Source organism: Ruegeria sp. HKCCA4633 (assembly GCF_013034605.1).
Taxonomy (GTDB): domain Bacteria; phylum Pseudomonadota; class Alphaproteobacteria; order Rhodobacterales; family Rhodobacteraceae; genus Ruegeria.
Map to the genome: position 1 here is coordinate 39,734 of NZ_WQGJ01000010.1, position 13,819 is coordinate 53,552.

12 protein-coding genes are annotated in these 13,819 nt (G+C 56.9%); 9 read left to right on the top strand and 3 right to left on the bottom strand.

All coding sequences use genetic code 11. From position 1 onward, the window contains the following. The first annotated feature begins 64 nt into the window (after positions 1–64). The 6 genes from GOV85_RS18905 to GOV85_RS18930 all read left to right on the top strand — a co-directional run bounded on the left by GOV85_RS18905 (position 65) and on the right by GOV85_RS18930 (position 6,316). On the top strand, positions 65–1,504 hold the full coding sequence (locus GOV85_RS18905) for an FAD-linked oxidase C-terminal domain-containing protein (RefSeq protein ID WP_171181061.1): 1,440 nt from the start codon (positions 65–67) through the stop codon (positions 1,502–1,504). 61 nt (positions 1,505–1,565) lie between these two features. Then, the gene (locus GOV85_RS18910) at positions 1,566–2,684 is read left to right on the top strand and encodes an FAD-binding protein (protein ID WP_171181063.1); all 1,119 of its coding nucleotides are present in this window, start codon (positions 1,566–1,568) and stop codon (positions 2,682–2,684) included. A 4-nt stretch (positions 2,685–2,688) separates the two neighbouring features. Next, on the top strand, positions 2,689–4,002 hold the full coding sequence (glcF, locus tag GOV85_RS18915) for a glycolate oxidase subunit GlcF (RefSeq protein WP_171181065.1): 1,314 nt from the start codon (positions 2,689–2,691) through the stop codon (positions 4,000–4,002). A 118-nt stretch (positions 4,003–4,120) separates the two neighbouring features. Further along, the gene (locus GOV85_RS18920) at positions 4,121–4,912 is read left to right on the top strand and encodes a trypsin-like peptidase domain-containing protein (RefSeq protein ID WP_348540128.1); all 792 of its coding nucleotides are present in this window, start codon (positions 4,121–4,123) and stop codon (positions 4,910–4,912) included. Continuing rightward, the gene (locus GOV85_RS18925) at positions 4,909–5,724 is read left to right on the top strand and encodes a serine protease (RefSeq protein WP_171181067.1); all 816 of its coding nucleotides are present in this window, start codon (positions 4,909–4,911) and stop codon (positions 5,722–5,724) included. The genes GOV85_RS18920 and GOV85_RS18925 overlap by 4 nt, the downstream gene beginning before the upstream one ends. A 124-nt stretch (positions 5,725–5,848) precedes the next feature. Continuing rightward, entirely contained in the window at positions 5,849–6,316 is a 468-nt protein-coding gene (locus GOV85_RS18930; RefSeq protein ID WP_171181070.1) for an Hsp20 family protein, read from the top strand. 261 nt (positions 6,317–6,577) lie between these two features. On the opposite strand, the gene GOV85_RS18935 is transcribed toward GOV85_RS18930, so the two are convergent. The 3 genes from GOV85_RS18935 to GOV85_RS18945 form a co-directional block, all read right to left on the bottom strand. Further along, a complete protein-coding gene (locus GOV85_RS18935; protein WP_171181072.1) occupies positions 6,578–6,934 on the bottom strand; it encodes a hypothetical protein in 357 nt (118 codons plus the stop codon). A gap of 214 nt (positions 6,935–7,148) precedes the next feature. Beyond that, positions 7,149–9,332, bottom strand: coding sequence for an esterase-like activity of phytase family protein (locus GOV85_RS18940; RefSeq protein ID WP_171181074.1), 2,184 nt, complete (start codon positions 9,330–9,332; stop codon positions 7,149–7,151). A gap of 128 nt (positions 9,333–9,460) precedes the next feature. Then, a complete protein-coding gene (locus tag GOV85_RS18945) occupies positions 9,461–10,936 on the bottom strand; it encodes an NAD-dependent succinate-semialdehyde dehydrogenase (protein WP_171181076.1) in 1,476 nt (491 codons plus the stop codon). Between the two features lie 267 nt (positions 10,937–11,203). Here GOV85_RS18945 and GOV85_RS18950 point away from each other — a divergent pair, with 267 nt between their 5' ends. Genes GOV85_RS18950 through GOV85_RS18960 form a run of 3 tightly spaced genes read left to right on the top strand, consistent with a single transcriptional unit; the run spans position 11,204 to position 13,816 of the window. Then, the gene (locus GOV85_RS18950; protein WP_171181078.1) at positions 11,204–12,283 is read left to right on the top strand and encodes a hypothetical protein; all 1,080 of its coding nucleotides are present in this window, start codon (positions 11,204–11,206) and stop codon (positions 12,281–12,283) included. 42 nt (positions 12,284–12,325) lie between these two features. Beyond that, positions 12,326–12,664, top strand: coding sequence for a hypothetical protein (locus GOV85_RS18955; RefSeq protein WP_171181080.1), 339 nt, complete (start codon positions 12,326–12,328; stop codon positions 12,662–12,664). 33 nt (positions 12,665–12,697) lie between these two features. Further along, positions 12,698–13,816, top strand: coding sequence for a hypothetical protein (locus GOV85_RS18960; RefSeq protein WP_171181082.1), 1,119 nt, complete (start codon positions 12,698–12,700; stop codon positions 13,814–13,816). Positions 13,817–13,819: the final 3 nt, after the last annotated feature.

Sequence of the window (13,819 nt, forward strand, 5' to 3'; positions counted from 1 at the left end):
GAACGGAAGAACTTGCCAGATCATGAAATTGGTAATATTATTTTACCAAATTGGAGGATCAGCGATGGAAATGCCCCGGCCAAATCCCGATGTTCTGGCGCGAAAGCAAGCCGTTCTGGCGCGATTGCTGCAGGTATTGCCTGAGGATGCTGTGATTCACGATCCGGCTGAGACGCGGGCCTATGAGTGTGACGCGCTGACCGCTTATCGCTGCCCGCCGATGCTGGCAGTACTTCCGTCAACGACGCAGGACGTGTCTGATGTCCTGCGAATCTGCTATGAAGAAGGGGTTCCTGTGGTGCCACGTGGCTCCGGCACGTCACTGGCGGGTGGGGCCTTGCCGACTGCGGATTGCGTCATTCTGGGCGTGGCGCGGATGAATGAGGTGCTGGAGGTCGATTATGACAACCGCTTCATAAAGGTGCAGACCGGACGGACCAATCTGAGCGTGACAGGCGCGGTCGAGGAAGAGGATTTCTTTTATGCGCCCGATCCGTCTTCGCAATTGGCCTGTGCCATTGCGGGCAATATCGCGATGAATTCGGGTGGCGCGCATTGCCTGAAATACGGTGTGACCACGAACAACCTGCTGGGCGTGACCATGGTGATGATGGACGGCAGTGTTGTGGAAATCGGCGGCGCGCATCTGGATGCCTCTGGCCTGGACCTGCTGGGTGTTATTTGTGGCTCAGAGGGGCAGCTGGGCGTGGTGACCGAGGCCACGCTGCGCATTCTGCGTAAACCCGAAGGGGCGCGACCGGTTCTGATGGGGTTCGACGACAATGAGGTCGCGGGCCAATGTGTCTCTGACATTATCAAATCGGGCATCTTGCCGGTTGCGATCGAGTTCATGGACACCCTGTGCATTCAAGCCTGCGAGAATTTTGCGCATGCCGGGTATCCCGATTGCACCGCCTTGCTGATTGTCGAGGTCGAAGGCTCGGAGGCTGAGATCGACTATCAGTTGGCGAAGATCATAGAAATCGCCAAGCGCCACAATCCTGTTGAATTGCGTGAGAGCCAGTCTGCCGAAGAAAGCGCGAAGATTTGGCTGGGTCGCAAATCGGCTTTTGGCGCGATGGGTCAAATGAACGATTACATGTGTCTGGACGGCACCATCCCGGTATCCTCCTTACCCGAAGTCCTGCGCCGCATCGGTGAGTTGAGCGAGGAATACGGCCTGCCCGTTGGCAATGTCTTCCACGCGGGTGACGGCAACATGCACCCCTTGATCCTGTTTGACGCCAACAAACCGGGCGATCTGGAGAAATGCGAAGCATTTGGTGCTGATATTCTGAAGCTGTGTGTCGACGTAGGCGGGTGCCTGACCGGAGAACATGGTGTCGGCATCGAAAAGCGTGATCTGATGGCACACCAGTACGCGCCAGCGGATCTTGAGGCGCAGATGGCGATTAAAGATGTGTTCGATCCGCAGTGGTTGTTGAATCCCGCGAAGGTGTTCCCCTTGGACGCATCCGAGGCGAGGCGCCTTGCGGCGGAATAGGGGCTCTGCCCCAATTGCGCAGGCGCGGTTTCCCCGGAGTTTTTGTGAAAAGATGAAGCACATGAGACCTGAAACGGAAGACGAATTGGCGGATCTGGTGGCCGGGCTGACCGAGCCAGTGCGCATAGCCGGGGGCGGAACGCGTGGTGTGACCGGGCCGGAGCCTGAACTGAACGTTTCCGGGCTGAGCGGTATCACCCTTTACGAACCCGGAGCCCTAACACTTGTGGCTAAGTCAGGCACGCCGTTGGCCGAGATTGAAGCCGCGCTGGACGCGGAGGGGCAACAACTGGCGTTCGAGCCGATGGACCATCGTGGATTGCTTGGAACTTCGGGCGAACCGACCATCGGTGGTGTTGTGGCGGCAAACGTATCTGGGCCGAGGCGGATACAGGCCGGGGCGTGCCGGGATTTTCTGTTGGGCGTTCGCTTTGTCGATGGGCGCGGTCAAGTGGTCAAGAATGGCGGACGGGTGATGAAGAACGTCACCGGTTATGATCTGGTGAAGTTGATGGCTGGGTCCTGGGGCACTTTGGGCGTGTTGACCGAGGTTTCGCTGAAAGTGCTACCCAAGCCAGAGGCCGTTGCGACGCTTGTTTGGGAGGATCGCGGATGGGTCGTGACGTCCAAGTTGTTTTGTGACGCGTTGGGATCGCCATACGAAGTCAACGGTGCGGCTCGGTTGCCCGAGGGCGGCGGCAAGCCGTCCCGGACGGTGCTGCGGATTGAAGGGTTTGACCAATCGGTCGAATATCGCGTTTCCAAGTTGCAAGAGCTCTTTGCGGAAACGAATCCGGATCAGGTTGTCACTGATGCGGCCGAAAACACCGCCATTTGGCGCGAAGTGCGTGATATTGAGCCTTTTGCCGACAGACCGGGCAATGTCTGGAAAACCTCTGTCAAACCGACTGACATGATCCGTGTGGTCGGTGACGCCAACCCGAACAGGGTCGTGGACTGGGGTGGGGGTCTGATCTGGACTTTAGCAACGGAAGGCACTGATCTGCGATCTGAACTAAGTGATCTCGAGGGACATTCGACCCTGGTGCGCGCGACCCCGGAAGACATACAGAATCTGGGGCGGTTTCAGCCAGAAAATGCTGCTGTTTCGGCTCTAACACAGGGGATACGGGCAAGATTCGACCCGCGATCTGTGTTCAATCCGGGACTCATGGGATAGCGCGATGCAGACAACATTTACGAAAAAACAGCTGGAAGATCCGGCCATTCAGCGTTCGAATGAGATTTTGCGCAGCTGTGTCCATTGTGGGTTTTGCACTGCGACATGCCCAACCTATCAGGTGTTGGGGGATGAATTGGACAGCCCGCGCGGTCGTATTTACCTGATCAAGGACATGCTGGAAAACGAACGTGTACCGGATGAAAAGACGGTCAAGCATATTGATCGCTGCTTGTCCTGCCTGGCTTGCATGACCACTTGCCCTTCGGGCGTGCATTACATGCACCTGGTCGATCATGCGCGCGAATATATCGAGGCGAATTACAAACGTCCTTTGACGGACCGTATCCTGCGTTCGATTCTTGCCCAAATCCTACCCTACCCGATGCGATTTCGCTGGGCCTTGATCGGAGCAAAGTTGGGCCGTCCGTTTCGGTTTCTGATGCCCGACGCCCGGTTGCGGGCGATGCTGGACATGGCCCCAAAGCACATCCCGCCGGTCAGTCGCAACGACGACCCTCAGAGCTTTGCGCCCAAGGGAGAACGAAGAAAGCGTGTCGCGCTGATGACCGGCTGCGCACAGAAGGCTCTAAATACCGACATTAACGATGCTACGATCCGGTTACTGACGCGTTTGGGGTGCGAGGTTGTGGTGGCCGAAGGCGCCGGATGTTGTGGAGCCTTGACGCACCACATGGGTAAAAGTCGTGAAAGCCACGCGGCTGCCGCAGCCAATATCAAGGCCTGGGCGCGCGAAATGGATGGTGACGGCTTGGACGCCATCGTCATCAATACGTCTGGTTGTGGCACGACGGTGAAAGACTATGGGCACATGTTCCGCAATGACTCTCTGGCCAAGGACGCGGCGCGTGTCGCGGGTATTGCCATGGATATCAGCGAGTTGGTCATGCAACTGGACCTTCCTGAAGGGCGCGACCAAGACCTTACGGTCGCTTATCACGCGGCCTGTTCGTTGCAGCACGGACAAAAGATTAAGACCTATCCTAAGGACTTGCTGAAACGGGCAGGGTTCCAAGTTGTTGAGCCTGCAGATAGCCATCTGTGCTGTGGCAGCGCAGGCACCTACAACCTGATGCAGCCCGAGATTTCGGGCCAATTGAAAAAGCGCAAGGTCAAAACGCTGGAGGCGAAGAAGCCGGACCTGATCTCAGCCGGAAACATCGGATGCATGATGCAGATCGGGTCGGGTACCCAAGTGCCGGTCGTGCACACGGTTGAATTGTTGGACTGGGCGACCGGCGGACCAAGGCCGCAGTCGTTGCAACACCCCAGGGACGCTGTACCGATCCTGAAGTAATTCGCTTTGGTGCCGACGCGCATCACTTGCCCGGAATTTCTTATAACCCCTGATTGCCCTATTTTCGCCCAACGTAACCCGTAGGACAAAAAGGTCAGAGTGAGTCCCGGAGAACCGCGTGCGCAACTGGATCAAGGCTATTGTGCTCTGTGTCATGCCGATGGCGGCCACAGCGCAGGATACCGGGCTGGAAAGTCTGGACACCTCGGATTCCGGGCGCGATTGGATGGCCGTGGGGCGGCTGGACATAGCAGGCAGAGGGTTTTGCACCGGAACGCTGGTGTCGCCAACACTGGTGCTGACAGCAGCGCATTGCCTGTTTGACAAGGTGTCCGGGCAACGGATCAATCCGTCGGAAATTGAGTTTCTGGCCGGGTGGCGTTTAGGCCGTGCCCTGGCCTATCGGACTGCGCGGCAAGCTGTGGTCCATCCCGACTATCAATTTGGTGCAGAATCCACGGCCGACAGGGTCAGCGCAGACGTGGCTTTGATCGAGCTGTGGCAACCGATCAGAAATACCGCCGTCATTCCTTTTGAGTCAGGGAATCAGCCCCGCAGAGGTGCCGAAGTTGGCGTGGTCTCTTATGCGCATGACCGGTCCGAGGTCCCTTCGCTGCAGCAGGTCTGCTCAGTCATGAACCGGCAGCAGGGTGTCATGATCATGTCCTGTGACGTTGATTTTGGCTCATCAGGTGCGCCGGTCTTTTCCTTTGCAGGCGCGCGCCCTCAGATCGTGTCGGTTGTGGCGGCCAAGGCCAGTCTGGACGGCCAGAACGTAGCAATAGGCACTGCGGTTGAACACTCGCTGCAACTGCTGCGCGACGAGCTTTCTGCAGGGCGAGGGTTTGGGCTGTCAACGCCTGGGCCGGGGGCAGGGAAGAACATCGGCGCAAGGTTTATCAGACCATGATCAGAGTTTTCTTCAGCCTCATTGTCGGACTGAGTGTTTTGGCAACCACGTCCCACGCTCAATCAAACAAGCGTAAGCTGACGGATCGCGACGATCTTTACGGATGGGAGGCGGTTGGGCGTCTGGACATGGGGGACGGATCCTTTTGCACCGGTACGCTGATCGCGCAAGACATGGTGCTGACAGCTGCCCATTGTGCCGTGGACCAAAGTACCGGAACAGCGTTTGCCGGCGAGGACATCACTTTTCGTGCAGGGCTGAGCAACGGGAAAGCCCTGGCAGAACGTCAGGTCACACAGGTTGCGATCCACCCCAACTACGGCTCTAGACCGCCGCTTTCGAGCGAAAGCGTTCGGATTGACGTTGCGCTGTTGCGACTTGATAAGCCCATCCCCTATTCCGTCGCAGATCCCTTTGCGCTGTACAGTGGGCGTGTTCTGGGGGATGAGGTCAGTATCGCTTCGTATGGGCGCGGCCGGTCCGAGGCGATCACACGAGAACGCTCCTGCCGGATCATTGATCGTCGTCAGGGCCTGATCCTGTTCAATTGTGACATCACGTTTGGCTCGTCCGGGTCCGCCATTCTGACGAAGAAGGGATCGCGATGGCAGATTCTGTCGGTGGTTTCGGCGGTTGGTACAAATGGCAGCCGAAAGGTTGGCTTTGGTATGGAGCTTGGTGAAATTGTCGCCGAGCTAAAGGCAATCATGCGACGCGATGCGCCGCAACCCAAAGCGTCAATCCGCAGGCTGCAGGTGGGGTCAGGCAAGTCCGCGTCTGGTGCAAAATTCATCAGCTCTGGCGGGGGTTGAACTCGGTCAAATCGCTACCCATGTGATGAATATCGGATCGCCACAACGGGGTCCGGTATGAACCACTGCCCGTCCAGTCGGAGGGCAAAATTTCGTAAATCGCTCAAGGATGAGGATACGACACATGCGTACATTTGACTTTGCACCGCTGCACCGCGCGACCATTGGCTTTGATCAGATCGCCGATATGATGGATCGCGTTCTGACCAATGATGTGGCTCAGCCGAGCTACCCACCATACAATATCGAAAAAACTGACGCCGACACCTATCGCATTTCGGTCGCTGTTGCCGGTTTTTCGGAAAATGACCTGTCCGTCGAAGTGAAAGAGAATTCGCTGATTGTCGCTGGCAAGAAAGCCGCCGAGGAAAAGGATCGCAGCTATCTGCACCGCGGCATCGCCACCCGCGCGTTCGAGCGTCGTTTTGCGCTGGCTGACCACGTCCGCGTCACGGGCGCAAGCCACGAAAACGGCATGCTGAACATCGACCTGAAGCGTGAAGTACCCGAGGCGCTGAAACCACGCCGTATCGAGATCACTTCGGCCAAGGCCATCGAGAAGGACATCGTTGACGCCAAAGCTGTCAACTAACGCGCCTTAACGTTCCGCGGCAGTCGCCTCCTCCCTGACTGCCGCAACACCCGCCCCGCGTTCCTCCAGACGCGGGGCGATGTTTTTTCGTCATCGGGACCTTCGGTAGGCGGACAATTCTGCCATTTGGCATATCGGAACGAGTGTCGGCTATTGGTCGTCGGTAAACTTGATACAGAACGCTTACAGTACCTTTTGTGCTTAGACGCAACTTTGGTACTGGGTGGGTCATTGACGTTAGCGTCAATCATGGAGTTTTCTTTATTTTGAAAGCATCTTTCCGGTTTTATAAAGTCGTCGCGCAGTGACTTCGATCAAATCCGTAAGCCTTCCGCGCTTCTCCATTTGCAAAACGCCCGCGTCCAACGATCGAAGCACTGAATCAATGTCAGTCGTTTCAATTTCGTAAACTGTTAAGTACTTTCCCTTGCCCTCACACACTTCGGCACGTTCATAGCGTGAATTCAAATCAGCTTCACAGATGTATCGTGTGGCACGCAGGATTCCTTTGATGGCGAGGACATCCGGCAGGTCGATGTCGTCATACCACTGATTGTACTCATCCTCACGAGAAGGATCGACGCAATTGGATTCTACGACGAAAATATGCGTGACCATGGTGAAACAGTCTCCGTATTGAGGGGTCCTAATTGAGTGTTAGTGCATGATTGGCCTTGGTTCCATTAGCCCCTGAAGTTTCTATCATTCCAATTTCTCAAACCGATCGTTCGTGCCTGGCGCAGCATCGGTCAATATGGGCTCAAAGCTGACGCTAGAATCAAAATGACCCCGCACAATTTCGTGCGGGGCCCATTGACGTCTTGCAAATAAATTAGTTCCCAGCCGTCACTGACCCGATCGACCAGAACATCGTCTCGCCCGAGGCATCGTCAACGCCGTCATTGTCGGTCATCACAAACGCCTCGCCCGAGGGCAGGATGGCCAGACCTTCGATCTTGTCCAAAACATAACCACCCGTCGAGGTCAGGTCGGGCAACAGGTCACGGACCTCTTGCTTGCTGACCACGGGCAGAGCGCTACCCAGCGGGGACGGTGTCATTTCCGACAGCGGGATGCGGTAGACCTTTTTGGTTACGGCGCGGTGGTCATGTTGGTTGTCGCGCTCGATGACATAGACATGATCACCAAAGGCCACGATTTCCGACAGACCGACCCAGCCCTTTTGCGGGTCTGCCTTGGGGTAATGCACGGCACCCCACTCCTTAGTCTCAAGGTTGTAGGCCACCAGTTTCACGTGGTTTTCCGGATCATCCTTCCATTCGCGCTGAACTGCCATCCACAGGGTATTGCCCACCTTGGTGATGCCTTCGAAACCAAAGCGTTTCTCAACTGCCATCAGTTCCGGCGGCAGGCCGATCTCGCCCTTGCGGTCCTTGATCAGACCATCTGCCGAGACGTGATAGATCGCATGGGGGATGACGCGGTCGGTGCGGCCTTCGGAGACGACGTAGAAACCACCTTGGCCGTCCAGCGTGATGCCCTCCAGATCCAGCTTCTGCGCCGGATTACCGTCCTGACGGTGGATGCGGATCACGTCCACGATCCGTGCCGGGCTCTGGCTGGGGTCGATCTTGAAGATCGACGGCTGGAAGCCATAAAAGCTGTCATTGACCGCATAGATCATGCCGTCCTCATCCGCGACCAAGCCGGACAGAGCCCCCCATCCGATCAGTTCATCCGCACCTTCCGAGGTTAGATGCGGATAGTTGGCCGGGGCGTCCTGATATTCGAAGATCGAAACATGCGCGCGTGGGCCGCCATCTTCGATCAGGTCTTTCTCGTTGGCCGAGATCAGAAGGTTGCGTTCGGGGATTGCAACATAGCCTTCCGGTCCAACGCCTGAAGGCAGCAGTTGTTTCAGCACTGGGTTGGCTGGTTCGGTGGCGTCATAGACACCCACGACCGAGGCGCGCTCGGCCCCGACAAAGATCATTGGTGTGCCGCCAAAGGTGGCCGCGGTTACACTTTCCGGCTCAACGCCTTTGCTGTCTGAACGCTTGTCAGGGTAGTGGCCGATCTTAATGATGGCCTTCTCGAAATCGGTGCCGTTCTCGTAAACAACCGTGCCGTCTTTGTGGAAGATCGTCCAACCGCGCGACCCGCCTTCATAGTCACCTTCATTGGCGGTCGCGAAATGATTGTCGTCAATCCATTTCACCGCGTCCGGTTCGCGCAAACGACCCGGCTGGCTTTCGGTGAAGATCAGCGCGCCGCGCTCATCAGTGGCGTCGATGCTTTCCAGATCAACCGCGCCTGCCGAGAAATGGCTGACCACGTTGCCGTCCCTGTCGACCACTGCGATGTGGTTGTTTTCCTGCAATGTGACGACAATTTCACCCAGAGCGTTGATGTCAACGAACTCGGGCTCGGGGTCGGTGGGCGCGACCTCTGCCAAACCGGTTAGCGAGGCCATCGTCATACCCGCGCACTCCAGCGCGCCGTCTTTCAGTGGCACCAGTGCTAGCGATCCGGCGGGCAATTGTGGGATTATGCCATCGTTCAGGTCTTCGTCGCGTTCGTTTTCGATCGCAACGGCAACAAAGCTGCCATCCGGTGCGATGGCGACGCTGTCAGGCTGACCGCCCAGATCACAGGCACCGGTTTCGGCCTTGCTTGCGATATCGACTGAGATCAGTTTGCCGGACGGGGCGGTATAGCTTTCCGACGTGTTCACGCCGACAAAAGCCGTCGTGCCAACAATGCCCACGGAGGTCGGTTCGCCGCCCACTTCCATCGCGCCCAGCGGGGCCGGGTTCGCGGGGTTAGTGATGTCGATCATGCCGATCACGGCCAATGGGCTGTCGGTATAAACCAGCGTCATACCATCCGCGGTGGCCGCGATGATCTCGGGCGAGGTTTCTCGGGTGGTGTCGGCCCCTTCGGCTATGTTCTTGACGACTGGAAAAGACGCAATTCGGTTGAAGTTCATCTCTGCCACGGCCTGACCGGCGGTCAGGGCAAGGGCAGATGTCAGGCAGGCAAAACGCAAAGACATCGTTGAGTATCCCCTCTCAGTTGGATGAGAGGGGGATGAACGCAGGTCATTGCAGGGATGTGACGGTTTATTTGCAGTTTTATGACAAACCGAATGGCCCCGGCGCTTTGCACCGGGGCCAGGTCAGATTAAACCGACATGCAGACGTATTTCATTTCCAAATAGTCTTCCATACCGTGGTGGCTGCCCTCACGGCCCAGACCGGATTGCTTGACGCCACCGAACGGGCCCAGCTCGGTTGAGATGATGCCCGTGTTCACGCCTACGATGCCATATTCCAGCGCCTCGGCCACTTTGTAGACGCGGCTCAGGTCCTTGGCGTAGAAGTAAGAGGCCAGACCAAAGATCGTGTCATTGGCCATGGCGATGACATCGTCCTCATCTTCAAACTTGAACAAAGGCGCCAACGGGCCAAAGGTTTCGTCCTGCGCGACCAACATATCCTGGGTCACACCGGTCACAATGGTCGGCTGGAAGAACGTGCCACCCAGATCATGCGGCAGGCCACCGGTCAAAACCGCGCCGCCCTTGTCGGTGACGTCCTTGATATGCTCTTCAACTTTGGCGACAGCTTCAGCATTGATCAGCGGGCCGGTTGTGGTTCCGTCGGTCAGACCGTCACCTACCTTGAGCGCCTCGGTGGCGGCTTTCAGCTTGGCTGCGAAGGCGTCGTAAACGCCAGCCTGCACGTAGATACGATTGGCGCAGACGCAGGTCTGACCGTTGTTGCGGAACTTGCACATCATCGCGCCTTCGACCGCTGCATCCAGATCGGCGTCGTCGAACACGATAAACGGAGCATTGCCGCCCAATTCCATCGAGCATTTCATCACCTGATCGGCAGCCTGTTTCAGCAAGATGCGACCGACCTCGGTTGAACCGGTGAAGGTCAGCTTGCGCACGCCGGGGTTTTCGCAGAATTCCTTGCCGATTTCGCTGGCGCGCGACGACGGAACCACGTTGAACACACCAGCCGGAATGCCAGCCTTTTCGGCCAAAACGGCCAGAACCAGAGCGGACAAGGGTGTTTCCTTGGCCGGGCGCGCAACAAACGCACACCCAGCGGCCAGGGCAGGACCGGCTTTGCGGGTGATCATTGCGTTGGGGAAGTTCCATGGTGTGATCGACGCCGCAACACCAATCGGTTGTTTCAGCACCATGATCCGCTTGTCACGCTGATGCCCCGGGATCATCTCACCGTAGACACGCTTGGCTTCTTCGCCGAAGAATTCGATGAAGGACGCGCCATAGCCGATCTCACCAATCGCCTCGGCAAGTGGTTTGCCTTGCTCGGCCGTCAGGATTTTGCCCAGATCCTCAGCGTTTTCCATCATCAGATCGAACCAGCGGCGCAGGATCACCGCACGTTCCTTGCCGGTCAGTTTGGCCCATTCCTTTTGCGCGGCTTCAGCTTGTGCAACCGCTCCGGCAACCTGGGCACGGCTGACATCGGCCACTTCAGCGACTACGTCACCGCGTGCGGGGTTGGTCACGTCAAACGTCCCGTTATCCCCGTCCACCCATTGGCCGCCTATATAGGCTTTCGTCGCCAGCAGTTCAGGGTTCTTCAAAATCGACTTCAGGTCTGTAGTTGCGTCCAGCATGGGCCAGCCTCCGGCAGGAATAATGTTTGCGCGCACCCAATCAGCGGGTTCGAAACTGTCTATGGCCACTTCGCCCCCTAAATCAATCCAGATTTGGCTGAATAGTGTGTGATTTTCGTATACCGATCCACGTTAGGCTGCAGCCAGCCGCCTATCTTTTTTGCCCCGAGTTTGCAAAAGTCTGGTGGAAAAATTAGCGCAGGGGGATGTAAATCGGTGTAACATTCCCTATCTTATTGGTTAAACAGACAAAAAGGGACACCAGAGATGTCGAACCAGCAATTCGAAGCCCTTATAGAAGAAACTCAGGCAAAAGTGCGTGAGTCTCAGTCACAAATCGAAGGGCTGACCTCACGGATTGAGGCTGCGCGGGCCAAGATCGGCACCGCCGAGGCGGATATCGACATTGAGAACGCAACGCTCGAGGATGTTCACGCCCATACCGAGGTGATGAATGCCAATATCGCCGAGCTGATCATGGGGCTGGACGACGTTACAAACGCGTTTTCCAAAGATTTCGACGAAATGCGCTCGAAAACCGGGTGGGAGGCGTTTGTTGGCATCTTCTCGAAAGGTAAGTCCGAGTCGATGCGGCAGGAACGGATGCGCACGGCCAATATCGACGACAAGCTGCAGGACCTGATCGCTAAATCAGATGTGATCGTGCAATTGTTGCAGGGGCAGCTGTCCGTACTGGAAGAGCAGCGCGTCAAAGTTGAGGACAACTTGACCGGCACAATGGATGACCGTGAGGCGACCGTGGCCGAGCTTGAGGCGTTGCGCGCCGAGATCCAAGGCATGGATCCGACCATTATCACGCTGGAAAACAAGATCAGCGTTGAACAGGACGCCGCTGCACGGACCCAGTTAGAGACTGAATTGGCCGAGCTGAACAAGCAATACAACGCCAAGGTTCAGGAAGAGCAGGTCAAGCTGGCCAAGTCTCAGACGCTGGAGCGCTATATCGAAAAGGGCAAGACCTGGGTCGACTCACTGCAGAACCAGGCGGCGACTCAGATGGTGCTGATCAACAAGCTGCAGACAGACACGCAGCAGCGCGTGGTGCTGTATGACGCGCTGACCAAATCGCTGAAAACCGCGCAGCAGCAGGACGTGGCGCACCGCATCAACGAAATCGGCGTGCAGACCGACCAAGAGGCGCAAACCGCAATGGCCGCCATCGGCACCGCGACCAACCAGAAAATGGCCGATATGCTTGAAGCGCACGAGGACCACATGGTTTTTGCCCGCGACGTGCTGGAGAAAAAGGCCAAGGCGGACGAACGCTTTGCCCGCCGGTTTGCGTCTATTGTCGAGAAGCATGATAAAAATTTGTATGGGGGTTAAACCCTGATGTGGAGCTGGAAAGTATTTTGCAGGTTTGGCCTCTTGGGCATTTTTTTCACGATTGCAGGGGGATTAGTCTCCTTTCTCTCTGGTGTCGGTGTTTCGTTGTCGAAAATTGGTGCCGATGCGCCCTTTCAGGTTGCCAGCCAAGAGGCAGTAAACGGAATTGTGTTCGCAGCACTTTTTCTGGCAATTATTTTCATCTTGGTTGGGTGTCTTGGAAATCTAGCCCGCGCGCTGTTTTCAATGACTGCTCACACCATTCGGAGCCGCGAGCCACAATTCTTCAATGTGCGCCAATCGGAGGCCAATATGCTCTTTAGCTTCTTTGAACTTGATGCATTTGGAAGAGTGCTTTCTGTCAAGGATGAAGGGCAGTGATTTCAGAAGTTGAAATGCTGCCGAGAACCGCAAATGACTGACCCCACCCAAGACCATGTCGGCCTGACCGACACCTTCGCCTCGCGCCGCTATTTCCGCAAATTTGAGGTGATCACTGTCCACCTCCTGCGCGTGGCCGCGACGATGGAGGCGGAGGGCGCGATCAGCAAGCAAGAGGTGCGGATCGTGTCGCGGTATCTCTCGGGGTTGCTCTATACCTTCCGCGCACTGTCCATGAAATACCTGCTGGTCGGGCGCGATACTGGGCGGTTCTTTGGCAGCCTGGCCATGGACAAGCGCGACAGCGGGTTTCCGGTGGCGGCCGAATTGTTGACCATGGCCAATGACGCGCAGCAGGCGCAGGTGCATCTGGCGAATATGCCGTCGGAAGACGATCTGAAAACCGACATGGTTCGGACAATTATTGGCGACCGGGAGATCCCCACCAAGCTGCAATTCGCCCTGTCACAAAGGCTCTTTTATGAAGAATTACTGAAAGGTCAGCTGTTCTGGGCCCGCAACGATCCCGAATGCCATTGGATCGGGAATGAGGGGGATCGGCGCAAGTTCATGATCCACTGGGCGGTCTATGACAGCCAGATCAACCTGCCGGTCATCTACTTGATGCAGCTTGAGGACAGCGGCAAGACGGCCCTGCCCAAGGACCAGCGCCGCTGGCCCGAGGTGCAGGCGCATCTGATGGCGCAGTCTTTGGGCGGTTTGAAACTGGTGACCATCGCCAAGGGCTTCGACCAGGATTTTGACGACCTGCATCCCAAACACCTGCGCCGCATTCATGTGGGGCCAATGTATTCCTCGGCCTATACCGAGCAATCGGGTCCTTTGCGGCAGGTGCTGGAGGACGCACAGGCACCCGAAGGTCAAGATTGGGCACTGGCCTGGACCACCGAGGAGCTGGAAAGCGAAGAGGTCATCGAAGAACGCGCCGGATGGTTTTCAACCGTCGAGCGCGAGATTTTCGCGCTGGATCCGTTTGGCGGGCAGGGCGCTGAGACCGGGGCCACGCGGACGCAGCGGTCGATCATCCTGCCCCAACGCCCCTTTCAGGTGCTGGCCGAGCGCAACCCGCCGGGGTTTGCCGATGTGCGCAAATTCGTCGTTAGCAAGGCAGGACAGGTGTTGCGCTATTGAGTT